This window comes from Nocardia sp. NPDC051929 (assembly GCF_044548645.1).
Classification (GTDB): domain Bacteria; phylum Actinomycetota; class Actinomycetes; order Mycobacteriales; family Mycobacteriaceae; genus Nocardia; species Nocardia sichangensis.
In genome coordinates this window covers 38,391-50,989 of sequence record NZ_JBIUCG010000010.1, presented here as the reverse complement: position 1 = coordinate 50,989, position 12,599 = coordinate 38,391, and the positions used below count along the sequence as shown (strand labels likewise).

At 65.5% G+C, this 12,599-nt stretch carries 14 protein-coding genes and 1 pseudogene; 12 read left to right on the top strand and 3 right to left on the bottom strand.

The window, feature by feature from the left end; translation table 11 throughout:
* Nucleotides 1-101: 101 nt before the first annotated feature.
* Nucleotides 102-749, bottom strand: coding sequence for a GlxA family transcriptional regulator (locus ACIHAX_RS14625; RefSeq protein WP_397277816.1), 648 nt, complete (start codon nt 747-749; stop codon nt 102-104).
* Nucleotides 750-832: 83 nt separating this feature from the next.
* On the opposite strand from ACIHAX_RS14625, the gene ACIHAX_RS14620 reads away from it, so the two are divergent.
* From ACIHAX_RS14620 to ACIHAX_RS14610, 3 genes are all read left to right on the top strand, one after another.
* Complete coding sequence (locus ACIHAX_RS14620; protein ID WP_397277814.1) at nt 833-1,666, top strand: hypothetical protein; 834 nt, start codon at nt 833-835, stop codon at nt 1,664-1,666.
* A gap of 84 nt (nt 1,667-1,750) precedes the next feature.
* Nucleotides 1,751-2,407 carry a TetR/AcrR family transcriptional regulator gene (locus ACIHAX_RS14615; protein WP_364426204.1) on the top strand — a complete coding sequence of 219 codons (657 nt, stop codon included), beginning with the start codon at nt 1,751-1,753 and terminating at the stop codon, nt 2,405-2,407.
* Nucleotides 2,408-2,475: 68 nt separating this feature from the next.
* The gene (locus tag ACIHAX_RS14610) at nt 2,476-3,363 is read left to right on the top strand and encodes a haloalkane dehalogenase (protein ID WP_364426201.1); all 888 of its coding nucleotides are present in this window, start codon (nt 2,476-2,478) and stop codon (nt 3,361-3,363) included.
* Between the two features lie 170 nt (nt 3,364-3,533).
* Here the strand turns inward: ACIHAX_RS14610 and ACIHAX_RS14605 are convergent, their stop codons facing one another.
* Entirely contained in the window at nt 3,534-3,902 is a 369-nt protein-coding gene (locus ACIHAX_RS14605; protein WP_397277811.1) for a VOC family protein, read from the bottom strand.
* A gap of 61 nt (nt 3,903-3,963) precedes the next feature.
* On the opposite strand from ACIHAX_RS14605, the gene ACIHAX_RS14600 reads away from it, so the two are divergent.
* Entirely contained in the window at nt 3,964-4,422 is a 459-nt protein-coding gene (locus tag ACIHAX_RS14600; protein ID WP_397277809.1) for a MarR family winged helix-turn-helix transcriptional regulator, read from the top strand.
* A 167-nt stretch (nt 4,423-4,589) separates the two neighbouring features.
* On the opposite strand, the gene ACIHAX_RS14595 is transcribed toward ACIHAX_RS14600, so the two are convergent.
* Nucleotides 4,590-5,588: a nitronate monooxygenase family protein gene (locus ACIHAX_RS14595; protein WP_364426196.1), complete on the bottom strand. Its 999-nt coding sequence runs from the start codon at nt 5,586-5,588 to the stop codon at nt 4,590-4,592.
* Between the two features lie 263 nt (nt 5,589-5,851).
* On the opposite strand from ACIHAX_RS14595, the gene ACIHAX_RS14590 reads away from it, so the two are divergent.
* From ACIHAX_RS14590 to ACIHAX_RS14555, 8 genes and pseudogenes are all read left to right on the top strand, one after another.
* Nucleotides 5,852-6,415 carry a PadR family transcriptional regulator gene (locus ACIHAX_RS14590; RefSeq protein ID WP_364426193.1) on the top strand — a complete coding sequence of 188 codons (564 nt, stop codon included), beginning with the start codon at nt 5,852-5,854 and terminating at the stop codon, nt 6,413-6,415.
* Nucleotides 6,416-6,555: 140 nt separating this feature from the next.
* Nucleotides 6,556-7,065, top strand: coding sequence for a helix-turn-helix domain-containing protein (locus tag ACIHAX_RS14585; protein WP_355073848.1), 510 nt, complete (start codon nt 6,556-6,558; stop codon nt 7,063-7,065).
* Between the two features lie 301 nt (nt 7,066-7,366).
* Nucleotides 7,367-8,584, top strand: coding sequence for an acetyl-CoA C-acetyltransferase (locus tag ACIHAX_RS14580; protein WP_364426771.1), 1,218 nt, complete (start codon nt 7,367-7,369; stop codon nt 8,582-8,584).
* A gap of 74 nt (nt 8,585-8,658) precedes the next feature.
* Nucleotides 8,659-8,793 (top strand): annotated as a pseudogene (locus ACIHAX_RS14575) (SDR family oxidoreductase); the annotation flags it as partial.
* 127 nt (nt 8,794-8,920) lie between these two features.
* A complete protein-coding gene (locus ACIHAX_RS14570) occupies nt 8,921-9,922 on the top strand; it encodes an NADP-dependent oxidoreductase (protein ID WP_397277805.1) in 1,002 nt (333 codons plus the stop codon).
* Between the two features lie 136 nt (nt 9,923-10,058).
* A complete protein-coding gene (locus tag ACIHAX_RS14565) occupies nt 10,059-10,646 on the top strand; it encodes a TetR/AcrR family transcriptional regulator (protein ID WP_364426186.1) in 588 nt (195 codons plus the stop codon).
* A 317-nt stretch (nt 10,647-10,963) separates the two neighbouring features.
* A complete protein-coding gene (locus ACIHAX_RS14560; RefSeq protein WP_364426183.1) occupies nt 10,964-11,476 on the top strand; it encodes an SRPBCC family protein in 513 nt (170 codons plus the stop codon).
* Nucleotides 11,476-12,549: an LLM class flavin-dependent oxidoreductase gene (locus ACIHAX_RS14555; protein WP_364426181.1), complete on the top strand. Its 1,074-nt coding sequence runs from the start codon at nt 11,476-11,478 to the stop codon at nt 12,547-12,549. Before ACIHAX_RS14560 ends, ACIHAX_RS14555 begins: the two co-directional genes overlap by 1 nt.
* Nucleotides 12,550-12,599: the final 50 nt, after the last annotated feature.

The following is a 12,599-nucleotide window of genomic DNA, read 5'->3' as shown; positions in this document are numbered from 1 at the left end:
GCGCCCGACGCCGTCGGGAACCCTCCCGGAAGTGGCAACAGCCGTGACCGGGAGGGCGCCATTGGTCAGTGCGAAAACACGTGTGCGGTCCTCTGGAGCCGCTATTCCCGGGGTGACACCGTGCCCTGCCCGCTGTCCGGCCTGTGCCCGGGAGTCGACCAGCTGGTGCGACCGGTTTCTCGGCGGCGAATGGCTCGGCGCAGGGAAGAGGCATCGGCGTAGCCGACTCGATGGGCGGCAGCCTCCGCAGTGGTTCCCGATCGGATCAGCGTCAACGCGGTGTCCGTGCGGATGTACTGGACGAAGGCTTGCGGGCTGAGGCCGGTAGCGCGCTGTAGGCGTCGTGCGAGTGTGCGGGTATGAAGTCCCACCGCGTCGGCGAGATCGGCGGTCGTGAAGGATCGGCGGAGATTGCTGACGATCCAGTCGTGGGCGTGCACCAGATCGGGGTCGTCGGCGATCAGCACGGTGAGCATCATGTAGGGACGCTGCGAGGTCCGGCGGTCGATGAGCTGATAGCGGGCGCACAGATCGGCCACGTCCGAGCCGGTGAGCATCTCGATCGCCGCGAGCATGACGTCGACATGGGCGAGTGATGCTCCGCCGGTGACCGTGCGGCCGTGCCGGACCAAGATCTTGTCGGGTTCGACGGTGATCGCGGGGTGCCGTGCCTGGAGTTCGGCTGCGAGGAACCAGGATGTCGTCGCGCGGCCACCGTCGAGCGCTCCGGTTCGCGCGAGCAGGAACACGCTCGAACAAGAGGGTCAAATCCTATGAGAATCTCGATGTTCCGCGCATCGTCGCGCTCAAAGCAGCGGCACGTGCGGCCGGCATGGGAGTTCTCGGACACGTCCCGTACGGGCTCGGGCACGAGGATGCGCAACTGCCGGATGGGCAGCACCTGTTCGGCATGGCGCCGCCGGCCAGTACTCGGCGGGACCACGTCTTCAATCGCATGATCGACTGGGACGCTGTCGACGACCGCCGCATCGATCTCATCCGGCAGGTGAGCGCCGACCGCGGGCTCGCGGTCACGCCGACGCTGAACACCTCCACCGGTGTCCTCGATCTCGAGCGGCATCACCAAGCGCGCGACGAGCCCACAGCGCGAGCGCTGCCGTCGTTCTACTCGGCCATCGTGTGGCACCCTCGACACGGCATCCCTGCCTATCGCGACATCCGACGCGAGGACTTCGATCGGTGCAGGCGCGCCGTGGAGCGCAAACATCTGCTCGTCAACCGTCTCTTCGGTGACGGTGTGCCGCTGCGGTTGGGTACGGACACCCAGCAACCGTTCGTCGCGCCGGGGATCGCCCTGCATCGCGAACTCGAGGCCTTCGAGCAAGCCGGTATCCCACGCCGGGACTCGTGGCGGCTGGCCACCGCCACCGCGGCGAGCGCGCTCGGACTCACCGATATCGGCACCGTGGACCGCGGTGCGCGCGCCGAACTCGTCGTCACTCGATCGGATCCACGCCATCCGAGCTGGTCGGTGAGCCGGGACCTGACGGCGACGGTGGCCAAGGGAACGTTGATCACCGCAGCGGATCTCGACGTGGCCATCGGCAAAGAGCTCGCCCGCTTCGAGGGTGCCTTCGGCGAGTTCACTACGCGATTGCTCGCGCGCCTGACCATGCGGCGGCTCGCCAGGAACTTCGTCAGTTGATCCTGCGATATCCCGTGCGCGCCCCGACCGCTCGGCCGGTTGGGTGCATTGACATGACCGACATCATGCGAGAGCGTAGTTCACATGATGGTCGACATGCGAAATTCGCCCTCCGGGGAGGGGCAGCGCGCGCGACAGAAACGAGAGTCGTTGACGCGCATCCTCGACGCGAGTGCCGCTCGGCTGCGGGTGGATGGTCCCGATGGCGGCGCTATCGGGAAGGTCATGCGGGACGCGGGCCTGACGCACGGAGCCTTCTACTCACACTTCGCGAGTAAGGACGATCTGGCCATCGCGGCCTTCCGGCACGGGCTTGCCGAAAGCCGGCCGCGTTGGATCGGCAAGACGCGCGACGCGTCCTGGGGCGCCCGCGCGGCCCGACTCGCGCGCGGCTATCTCAACCGGACCCACCGCGACGAGCGGGCGGATTCGTGCGCGTTCTCGGCGATCGGATCCGACGCCGCGCGCATGCCCGCCGAGTTCAGGTCAGCCTACGAGGAGGAACTGCGCAAGACTCTCAACGCGATGGGTGGCCGTCCGGTGGACGATCCGCAGGAGCACGAACTCTATGACGAAGCCATCGCGACCCTGGCCTTGTGTATCGGCGGACTCGTGCTGTCACGGGCTGTGGAATCCGAGTCCTTCTCGTCGCGGATTCTTCGCGTGTGCCGGAACGCGGCGGCGCGGATGGGCGCCGCGGTCGACGAGCGCGCCGAGCGCGGGCCTGGGGCAGAGGTGTGAGTGATCGGACTGCCGCAGCGGCATAGACCTGCCTTCAACGGGACACCTACACATAAGGAGACTCTGTAATGCCATACAGTACAGCGCCTTTCGCGGCGAAGAAATTCTCGGATATTCGCGGACAGCGCATGGCCTACATCGACGAGGGGCAGGGCGACGCCATTGTCTTTCAACACGGCAACCCCACATCGTCGTATCTGTGGCGCAACGTCATGCCGCACTGTGCGGGGCTGGGACGGTTGATCGCCTGCGACCTCATCGGCATGGGTGATTCCAGCAAGCTCCCCGATTCCGATCCCGACCGATACACCTATGCCGAGCACCGCGAGTATCTCTTCGATCTGTGGGATGCGCTCGATCTCGGCGACAATATCGTGCTGGTCCTCCACGACTGGGGGTCGGCTTTGGGATTCGATTGGGCCAACCAGCACCGCGACCGCGTCCGGGCAATCGTCTACATGGAAAGCATTGTCATGCCGGTGACGTGGGAACAGTGGCCCGAAGGCGCACGAGGCGTGTTCCAGGGTTTCCGGTCGCCTGCCGGTGAGGGAATGGTGCTCGAGAAGAACATCTTCGTCGAGCGGGTTCTCCCCGGTTCGGTACTCCGGGCGCTGAGCGACGCGGAGATGGCGGAATATCGGCGGCCGTTCGCGTCGCCGGGCGAGGATCGCCGGCCCACTCTGAGCTGGCCTCGCCAGATCCCGATCGAAGGGGAGCCGAAGGATGTCGTCGAGGTGGTCGAGGACTACGGACGATGGTTGAGCACCAGCGATGTCCCGAAGTTGTTCGTCAACGCGGAACCGGGCTCCATTCTCACCGGACCGCAACGCGAATTCTGCCGCACCTGGCCCAATCAGCGCGAAACGACCGTCGCGGGATCACATTTCATTCAGGAAGACAGCCCTGATGAAATCGGCACCGCCATAGCGGAATTCGTCAAGGAAGTACGCTACTGAAGGTGCGTAAGACGCCGAGGCGACAGCGACTGGGCCGGTCGGGGAGCATATGTCCAGAAGCCGCGCTGGTCCGGTGAAGTCACGGATCCCGGTGAGGTCGATGATCACGGCGACGTACTTGTCGCCGCGCGGTCTTCGGGGGCGGTGATCGTCCGGTGGCGCTGGTCCTGTCAGACGCGGTCGTGGAGAGTGACCTGGTAGCCGTCGGGGTCGGCGAAGGTGAATGTCCGACCGAAGGGGCCGTCGATCGGTGCGGAGACGATGGTGTGACCGTCGGCGACGAGAGCATCGTGAATGGCCTGGACGTCGGTGGCGTGGAGCCAGATCGCGGCGCCGATGCCGGGCTGAGCGGCGGATGCGAGATCGGTGCCGGGAACGACTTCGCGGAGTGCGAACGCGATCGGCTTCGTCTCGAAGACGACGGCGTGTGGAGGTCCGGCCTGCGAGCGGACGAGGCCGAGGTACTGCTCGTAGAACGCCTGCGAAGCGGCCAGGTCGCGCGCTTGCAGCGAGATGAAGTCGGGGCCGGTAACGGGCATGATGATCTCCTCATTCTGTGTCAGTTTTCTGACACAGGGCAATCTATGTCAGAATGCTGACATGGGTCAAGACCGTGCGGGCGTCGACTTGGAAACGTCACTGGGCTACCTGCTGAAAGAGGCGTCGAGCGTCCTGCGCGTAGCCATGGAGGAGGTGCTGCGGCCACTCGGGATGAGCGTGACGCACTACTCTTGCCTCGAGCTGCTGGCGCAACGACCGGGCCTGTCGAACTCCGAGCTCGCGCGGGGCGCGTTCGTGACACGGCAGACGATGAACGTGCTACTCCAGGCCCTGGAACGAGACGGCTACGTGACCAGGCCCGCGGAGGCGCCCGTCGGGAAGGTTCTTCCCACACGGCTCACGCCCCGCGGACGACGGAGCCTCGAGAAGGCGACCGTGGCGGTCCGGTCCGTCGAGGTCAGAATGCTCGCCGGCCTGACCGAGACCGAGCGGTCCAGCGCGTTGCGGATCCTGCGGAGCATGATCCATTCCCTGCGCGATGGCAACGACGGTGCATAGCTCGTTCCCCGGCGCACGTCTCGTCGCGCTTGGATAGCAGTGCGGCCGAACGTGAAAATACCCGCCTACCTGGCAATGATCGCGTTACCGGGTAGGCGGGTATTCCGCGTCAGCGGCCGATGAACTCCTCGTCTTTGGCGAGGAAGGCCTCGACGGGCATGTGTGGGTCAGGCCGGCTGCTCGACGGTGTCGGGCCTCGGTGTCTTGCGGGCGAGAGCCTGGAGCGCCTCGTCGTACTGGGCCTTGAAGCGAGCCACCAAGTCCGCGACAGTGAGGTTTTCCTTGATCGCGCCGATGCCTTGCCCGGCGCCCCAAATGTCCCGCCATACCTTGGCGCTCGCATTGCCGCCGGAGCCGAAATTCATGATGGAAGGGTCGGAATGGGGGAGGTTATCCGGGTCCAGGCCTGCGGCGACGATGCTGCCGCGCAGATAGTTGCCATGGACGCCGGTGAACAAGTTGCTGTACACGATGTCCTTGGCCCGGGAGTCGACGATCATCTGCTTGTATTCCGCAGCCGCTATCGCCTCGACGGTCGAAAGGAATGCCGAACCGATATAGGCGAGGTCAGCGCCTGCGGCCTGAGCGGCGAGGATGGAGCGGCCGTGGGCGATCGCGCCGGACAACAGCACCGGCCCGTCGAACCACTCCCGGATCTCCTGGACAAGCGCGAACGGCGACTGCGTTCCGGCGTGGCCGCCTGCGCCTGCAGCGACGGCGATGATGCCGTCCGCGCCCTTTTCGATTGCCTTCCGAGCGAACTCGTCGCTGATCACATCGTGCAGGACGATTCCGCCGTAGGAGTGCACGGCGTCGTTGATCTCCGGGCGTGCGCCCAGAGAGGTGATCACGATAGGCACGCGGTGCCGCACGATCACGTCCATGTCGTGTTCGAGGCGGTCGTTGGTCCGGTGGACGATCTGATTGACGGCGAACGGCGCGACGGTGGCGTCCGGGTTCGCCGCCGCGAACGACGCGTTTTCCTCGGTGATGTGGTCCAGCCAGTCCGCCAGCAGTGACGCCGGACGTGCGTTCAGCGCGGGAAAGGATCCGATCACCCCGGCCTGGCACTGCGCGATCACGAGATCGGGTCCGGAGGAGATGAACATCGGCGAGCCCACGATGGGCAGGGTGAGACGACCGGACAGAGCGGCGGGTAAGGCCATGATGACGTCCTTCGAGGAGTTCTGAAGCGTTGACTCGCGGCGATTCCGGCCGCACAGCGCTGCGTTACGACGAAGCTATCGACGCACCCCGCATTCATGCAATAAGTTGCAAAAACATGTGTGGCCGATCACATGCCCTGTGGTCACGGCTTCACAAGTGGCCGGATCCCGGGTCGCGCAAGGTCGCGCGCACAGCCTTCGCCGGGGATACTCCGGATTCAGGTCGCGGGACCGACGCGCTCGACGCTCTCTAACATGGGGCCGTGGCACTGCAGTTCGCGATCCTCACCGCGTTGACCGAACGGGCCTCGACCGGCATCGAACTCGCTCGGCGCTTCGACCGCGCGTTCGGATACTTCTGGTCGGCCACCCATCAGCAGATCTATCGCGAATTGGATCGGCTCAGCGGTGGCGGTTTGGTCGCCGAGGTTTCGCAGCCACAGGCGCCGGGGCGTGGTCAGCCGAAGCGTTTCTCCATCACACCGGCGGGCACCGCTGCGCTTCGCCGCTGGGTGTGCGAGGTCGACGAGCCGCCGCAGCAGCGAGAAACGCTGCTGATCAGGTTGCGAGCAGCGGCCGCCACCGGGGACTTCGAAGGTGTCCGCGAGGTCGTCGCGCACCACCTCGCGGTGCACGAGAAGACGTTCGCGACCTATCGGGAGATCGAGGCACGTGATTTTCCGGCTGTCGGCGACGATGCGGGCGCGATGAGGCATCTGATCCTGAAGGCCGGTCTCGGGACCGAACGTGCCTGGATCGTCTGGTGTAGGGAAGTCATCGAAGCCCTCGATGCCATGCAGACGCCGAGCGAATCGCGCTCGACCTGAGCCTCGGCTCGTGGCGGCCGCGGCCTGCCGGCGAAGTTCGGGGTCGAGGCGGGGTCCGATGGATGGCCCGCGCAGAGCGCGGGCGGCCGCGTGGCGTCATCAAGTGCATGGTCTATCTATGAAACCGATATCCTCGCTGCATGAGGCGTACATCCTTCGCACGATGGCCATGCTCCGTCGCGCGCACGATGGATCTGCTCGGTGATTGGTGGACCCCGCTGGTGATGCGTGAGGCCTTCTATGGAGTACGCCGTTTCGAGGACTTCCAGCAGCAGTTGGGCATCGCGCGCAATACCCTCAGCAACCGTTTGCGTCGTCTGGTGGACGAAGGCTTGCTCGAGAAACGGCCGTATCAGGTCGAGCCGACTTGGTACGAGTATGTGCTCACCGAGAAGGGCGCCGACTTCTGGAGCGTGTTGCTGGCGATTTCGAGCTGGGGTGATCGCTGGCTCGCCGACGAATCGGGTCCGCCGGTGCTTGTGCGGCACACCGCGTGCGGTCATGACACACAGGTCAAGGTGGTCTGCGAGCACTGTGAACAGCCTGTCCCGATCGAGGAATCCCGCCTGCGCATGGGTCCGGGCTACCCCGAACATCTGCGCGAACGTCCCGACGTCGTGGAGCGCTTCGCGCGGCAAGAGTCGAAGTAACTGACGAAAGTTCACCGGGGCCGGTTTCAGGTCCCGAGGCGTGGCGGCACACCGAGTTGCTGGCCCACCGCCATCGTCGCTTCGGTGCTCTGCTCTGCCTAGGACACTCCGGACGAGGCGATACGTGCACAGTGGCCGCGTTCTTCGCGCGCCGAATTCACCTGCCTCACCAGCGCTTATGTACATGTTGTGTGGCAGATCACATCGATGGATGCGGGCCGTCGGTATTGACCGCGGCCTGTCCGATCCAGCATCGTATGCGCTGAATAAGCGCTTAGTAAGTAGCTGGGAGGTTGGGCACATGCCCGAAGCCGTCATCGTCTCCGTCGCCCGGTCGCCGATCGGACGCGCCGTCAAGGGCTCGCTGAAGGACATGCGCCCCGACGACTTGGCGGCGCAGATCGTCAAGGCCGCGCTGCAAAGGGTGCCCGCGCTCGATCCGGCCACGATCGACGACCTGATGCTCGGCTGCGGCCAGCCCGCGGGCGAATCGGGTTTCAATCTCGGACGGGTGGTGGCGGTACTGGCCGGGCTCGATCGGGTGCCCGGCGTCACGGTCAATCGCTATTGTTCGTCGAGCCTGCAGACGACCCGGATGGCGCTGCACGCGATTCGAGCCGGTGAAGGTGATGTGTTCGTCTCGGCGGGCGTCGAGACCGTCAGCCGCTACAACAGCGGCAATGCCGATGGCCTGCCGGGCACCCAGAACCCCCTGTTCGAGGACGCGGTCGCGCGGACGTCGAAATTCGCTGCGGGAGGGCAGGTTTGGTCGGACCCCCGCGAAGACGGAGCACTGCCCGACATCTATATCGCGATGGGGCAGACCGCCGAAAACGTCGCGCAGTTCGCGGGTGTCAGCCGCGCGGAGCAGGACGCCTTCGGCGTGCGTAGCCAGAACCTCGCCGAAATCGCGCTGTCGAATGGATTCTGGCAACGCGACATCACCCCGGTGACTCTGCCCGACGGCACGGTGGTGTCGGCCGATGACGGTCCGCGCGCGGGTGTGACGCTGGACGCGGTCGCGGCGTTGAAGCCGGTGTTCCGGCCGGACGGCACGGTCACCGCGGGCAATTGCTGCCCGCTCAACGACGGTGCCGCCGCGGTGGTCGTCATGTCGGATACCAAGGCGGCGGAACTCGGATTGACGCCACTCGCGCGCATCGTCTCCACCGGTGTCAGCGGCCTGTCGCCGGAGATCATGGGCTTGGGCCCGGTCGAGGCGTCGCGGCGGGCGCTGGCCAACGCGGGCATGACGATCGGCGACATCGACCTGGTCGAGATCAACGAAGCCTTCGCGGCGCAGGTCATCGCGTCCATGCGCGAATTGGATATCGACCTCGACAAGCTCAACGTCAATGGCGGCGCGATCGCCGTCGGCCATCCCTTCGGAATGACCGGTGCGCGGATCACCACCACCCTCGTCAATTCGCTGCAGTTCCATGACAAACAATTCGGCCTGGAGACCATGTGCGTCGGCGGGGGCCAGGGCATGGCCATGGTGCTCGAGCGGCTGTCCTGAGCGCGCACCGCTGTCGTCGACCGGTTACGCGTGGACCGTCGAGCATCTGTCCATCCCGAAGGAGAACACCATGAGCGATCGCGCAGATTCCCGTCGCGCGAGCGGGGTCGCCCGAGGATGTCGCACACACCGTCTCATTCCTGGCGAGCGAGGGTGCGGGATTTGTGTCGGGGCAGGTGGTGTACGTCGCCGGAGGACCGAAGAACTGACCGGCACGGTTCGCGACCGTCTGCGAGCGGGACCTGCAGTTGACCAGATTAGCTGTGGGGCAGAGTTTCTCGACGGCAACGGACGCCATCCCGGATGTATGGCCGAATCGATGAGAAGAGGAATGTCATGACGAAGACTCAGCAGATCCGTCTGGCGCGGCGTCCGTCGGGGCTGCCCGGCGACGACACCTGGAGCCTGACGACCGAGGAACTGCCCGGACCCGCCGAAGGCCAGCTGCTGGTGAAGATCGACTTCATCTCCATCGATCCCGCCATGCGTGGATGGCTGAGAGATCAGCGTTCCTATGTGCCGCCGGTCGGGATCGGCGAGGTGATGCGGTCGTTGGATATCGGCACGGTCGTGGAATCGGCGCACCCCGACTTCGCCGTCGGTGACACGGTCAGCGGCACTTTCGGGGTGACCGAATACGCGATCAGTGACGGCAGTGACGTCTCGAAGGTCGATCTGACCATCGCCCCCGGCCCCACCTGGCTCGGCACCCTCGGAATGCCCGGCATGACAGCGTATTTCGGCCTGCTCGAGGTCGGGAAGCTGCGGGCAGGCGACACCGTGGTGGTCTCGGCGGCGGCAGGCGCCGTCGGGAGCGTGGTCGGTCAGATCGCCAAAGCCAAGGGCGCGGAGGTCATCGGGATCGCGGGTGGCCCGGAGAAGGCCCGGTTGCTCACCGAGGAACTCGGCTTCGACGCGGCTGTCGACTACCGCAACGACAACGTTGCGAAGCGGTTGCGCGAGCTCGCCCCGCAGGGCATCGACGTCTTCTTCGACAACGTGGGCGGTGACATCCTCGATGCCGCGCTGATGAACTTGCGCCGTGGGGCCCGCGTGGTGCTGTGCGGCGCGATCTCGGCCTACAACGCCGAGCAGCTGCCTCCCGGTCCGTCGCGCTATATGTCACTGCTGGTCTTCCGCGCCTCGATGACGGGATTCGTAGTCTTCGACTACGCCGATCGCTACGGCGAAGCCGTCGCGCAGATCGCGCAATGGCTGGCCGAGGGCAAGCTCGAGAGCCGCGAGCACGTCGTCGAGGGAGGCGTCGCGCGTTTCGGCGAGACGCTGAACATGCTGTTCAGCGGTGCCAACAACGGAAAACTCGTGCTCGCACTCTGAGCGGCGACCACCGCAGCGTATCCGGGATCACAGCCGTGCGACGCGCCGAAGGTCACGACAGCATCGACGCCGGTCGCGCGAGGGCCGGACCGATACCGTCCGGAAGTGTTCGATGGCAGGATGCGAGACTGTTCAAGTGACCGAATCACGTGCGGACGACACACGAGCTCGGCTGCTGGATGCCGCGGTCGTCGCCTTCGCCGAGCGGGGCTTCCACGGCTCCACCACTCGCGACATCACCTCGATCGCGGGGCTGAGCACGGCAGCCATCTATGTGCATCACCGCTCGAAAGAGGAACTTCTCTACGAGGTCTCCCGGACCGGTCACCACAACACGCTGGAGCGCTTAAAGAGCGCTGTCGCTTCCGCTGACGATCCGGTCGATCAGTTGATCGCGGCGGTCCGGGCCTTCACTGTTTTCCATGCTCGGGCGCACACCGTGGCCCGGGTCATCAACTACGAACTCGCCGCACTCAGTCCGGAGCATCAAGGCGAGATCAAGGCGATCCGTCACCTCATCGACGCGGAGATACGGCAGCTGATCGAGCGAGGTGTGGCGGCGGGTGTGTTCGACAACCCGAATCCGCATATGGCGGCGGTCGCTCTGCTGTCGCTCGGCATCGACCTCGCTCGCTGGTACCGGGAGGACGGCTCACTCTCGCCGGAGGAGATCGGCGACTATTACGTGGACCTCGCGCTGCGCATCGTGGGTGCGTCGAAGTAGGCCGGCCTCCCGGTGAATGACCGGCTACGGATCGCCGGATTTTGCCGACGCCCTCGTCGGAGAGCCATCGATTACCCCGGCCGGTCATGTCGGCGATCGATGAAGCGACGCCCCATCTAGGGGCGTCCGAGAGTCGTCCCCAGTGGATCAATCGTGCGGGGTGCCGGGACGATCACAGTTCGCCGACGATGTGCGCGGCATAGCCCCATCCCCGTGAGTCCAAATGTGAAACTCAGCTGTTGAGTGCGCTGAAGAGACCGTTGTAGTGCTTAGTCTATCTATGCAACTATGGGCGAAACAGACGGAAGGAGCTGATCGTGGAGTGGACCGGGCAGGTGTATGCCGACACCCCGACCGTGGCAGTTCAGACCTTCATCGACGCGCCACCGCGACGGGTGTGGGCATTCGTCAGCGATATCCACCTCATGCCGCGGTTGAGTGAAGAACTACAGAGCGTGGAATGGCTCGACGGCGCCACCGGACCCGCGGTCGGCGCGCGGTTCATCGGCCGCAACGCCCACGAGGCCATGGGGAACTGGGAAACGACCAGCACGGTTGTGGAATTCGAGCCGGAGCGGCGCTTCGCCTGGGCTGTCGGCGATCCCGGATACCCATCCAGCATATGGCGTTTCACCCTCCAACCCGAGGGCGCGGGCACCGTCCTGGAGCAGTGGACCCAGATGGGTCCCGCGCGTTCGGGACTCAACTTCGCGATCGATGCCATGCCCGAGAAGGAGCAGAAAATCGTTTTCGTGCGCCTGCGCGAGTTCGAGTTCGGCATGGCCGCCAATCTGTCCGCCATCAAGGACCTAGTGGAGAAGGACGCGTGATGCGCACGGCCACCACCATCGAGGCCTCGGGGGCGAACTGGCCCGACCTCGTCGAATTCGTAGTCGAAGCCGAGAAACTCGGCCTGGACATCTGCTGGATGGCCGAGGCGTGGGGGAGCGATGCGGTGACACCTTTGGGTTTCCTCGCCGCGCGCACCGAGCGAATGCGGTTGGGTACCGGCATCATTCAACTCGGCACCCGGTCGCCGGTCCTGATCGCCCAGACTGCCATGACCCTGGCACGACTGTGCGAAGGCCGATTCCTGCTCGGTCTCGGTGCTTCCGGCCCGCAGGTCATCGAGGGTCTGCACGGCGTGCCGTTCGCCCGTCCACTGGCCCGCATGCGCGAGACCGTGCAGATAATCCGGGCGGCCTGCACCGGTGAGAAGGTCGTCTTCGAGGGCCGGCACTTCACAATCCCGCTGCCCGGTGGCGAGGGCAAACCGATGCGGCTGAGCGTGCCCGCGGTCGCGGTTCCCATATACCTGGCCACCCTGTCACCGAAGATGCTGGAGTTGACCGGCGAGATCGCCGACGGCTGGCTGGGCACCAGCTTCGTCCCCGAGGGAGCGGACGCCTATTTCGAGCATCTCGACGCCGGGCTGGCCCGTTCCGGCCGGGACCGCGCGGATCTGGACATCTGCCAGGGCGCGGAGATCAATATCGTCGCCGACGAGGCCCAACTCGACGAGGTCCTCGGCAGCCGCAAGAAAGAACTCGCCTTCTCGCTGGGCGGAATGGGATCGGGCTCGACCAACTTCTACAACAACGCCTACAGCCGCCAAGGCTGGGCCGATGTCGCCGCTCGAGTGCGTGAACGGTGGCAGAGCGGTGATCGCGATGGCGCCGCCGCGCTGGTCACCGACGAAATGGTGCTGGCCACCACGCTGATCGGCACCGAGGACATGGTCCGCGAGCGGTTGCGAACCTGGCGCGACACCGGCGTGGACACGGTACGTCTCTATCCCGCGGGCGACACCCTGCACGCGCGACTGGACAATCTCGGCCGCGGCATCGATCTTGTGCACGGGCTGGATGGTCGTTCGACGATCTGTCACTCCCAGGGTGGTTAGACGCATGCTCCGGCGCGGGTGGCGTGCTCTGACCAGCCGGTGAAAGACTG

Excerpts from the sequence above, each read along its gene's own strand:
- ACIHAX_RS14620 (WP_397277814.1), top strand. The coding sequence starts at position 833 with ATGGGAGTTCTCGGACACGTCCCGTACGGGCTCGGGCACGAGGATGCG.
- ACIHAX_RS14615 (WP_364426204.1), top strand. The coding sequence starts at position 1,751 with ATGATGGTCGACATGCGAAATTCGCCCTCCGGGGAGGGGCAGCGCGCG.
- ACIHAX_RS14610 (WP_364426201.1), top strand. The coding sequence starts at position 2,476 with ATGCCATACAGTACAGCGCCTTTCGCGGCGAAGAAATTCTCGGATATT.
- ACIHAX_RS14605 (WP_397277811.1), bottom strand. The coding sequence starts at position 3,902 with ATGCCCGTTACCGGCCCCGACTTCATCTCGCTGCAAGCGCGCGACCTG.
- ACIHAX_RS14600 (WP_397277809.1), top strand. The coding sequence starts at position 3,964 with ATGGGTCAAGACCGTGCGGGCGTCGACTTGGAAACGTCACTGGGCTAC.
- ACIHAX_RS14595 (WP_364426196.1), bottom strand. The coding sequence starts at position 5,588 with ATGGCCTTACCCGCCGCTCTGTCCGGTCGTCTCACCCTGCCCATCGTG.
- ACIHAX_RS14585 (WP_355073848.1), top strand. The coding sequence starts at position 6,556 with ATGAGGCGTACATCCTTCGCACGATGGCCATGCTCCGTCGCGCGCACG.
- ACIHAX_RS14580 (WP_364426771.1), top strand. The coding sequence starts at position 7,367 with ATGCCCGAAGCCGTCATCGTCTCCGTCGCCCGGTCGCCGATCGGACGC.
- ACIHAX_RS14570 (WP_397277805.1), top strand. The coding sequence starts at position 8,921 with ATGACGAAGACTCAGCAGATCCGTCTGGCGCGGCGTCCGTCGGGGCTG.
- ACIHAX_RS14555 (WP_364426181.1), top strand. The coding sequence starts at position 11,476 with ATGCGCACGGCCACCACCATCGAGGCCTCGGGGGCGAACTGGCCCGAC.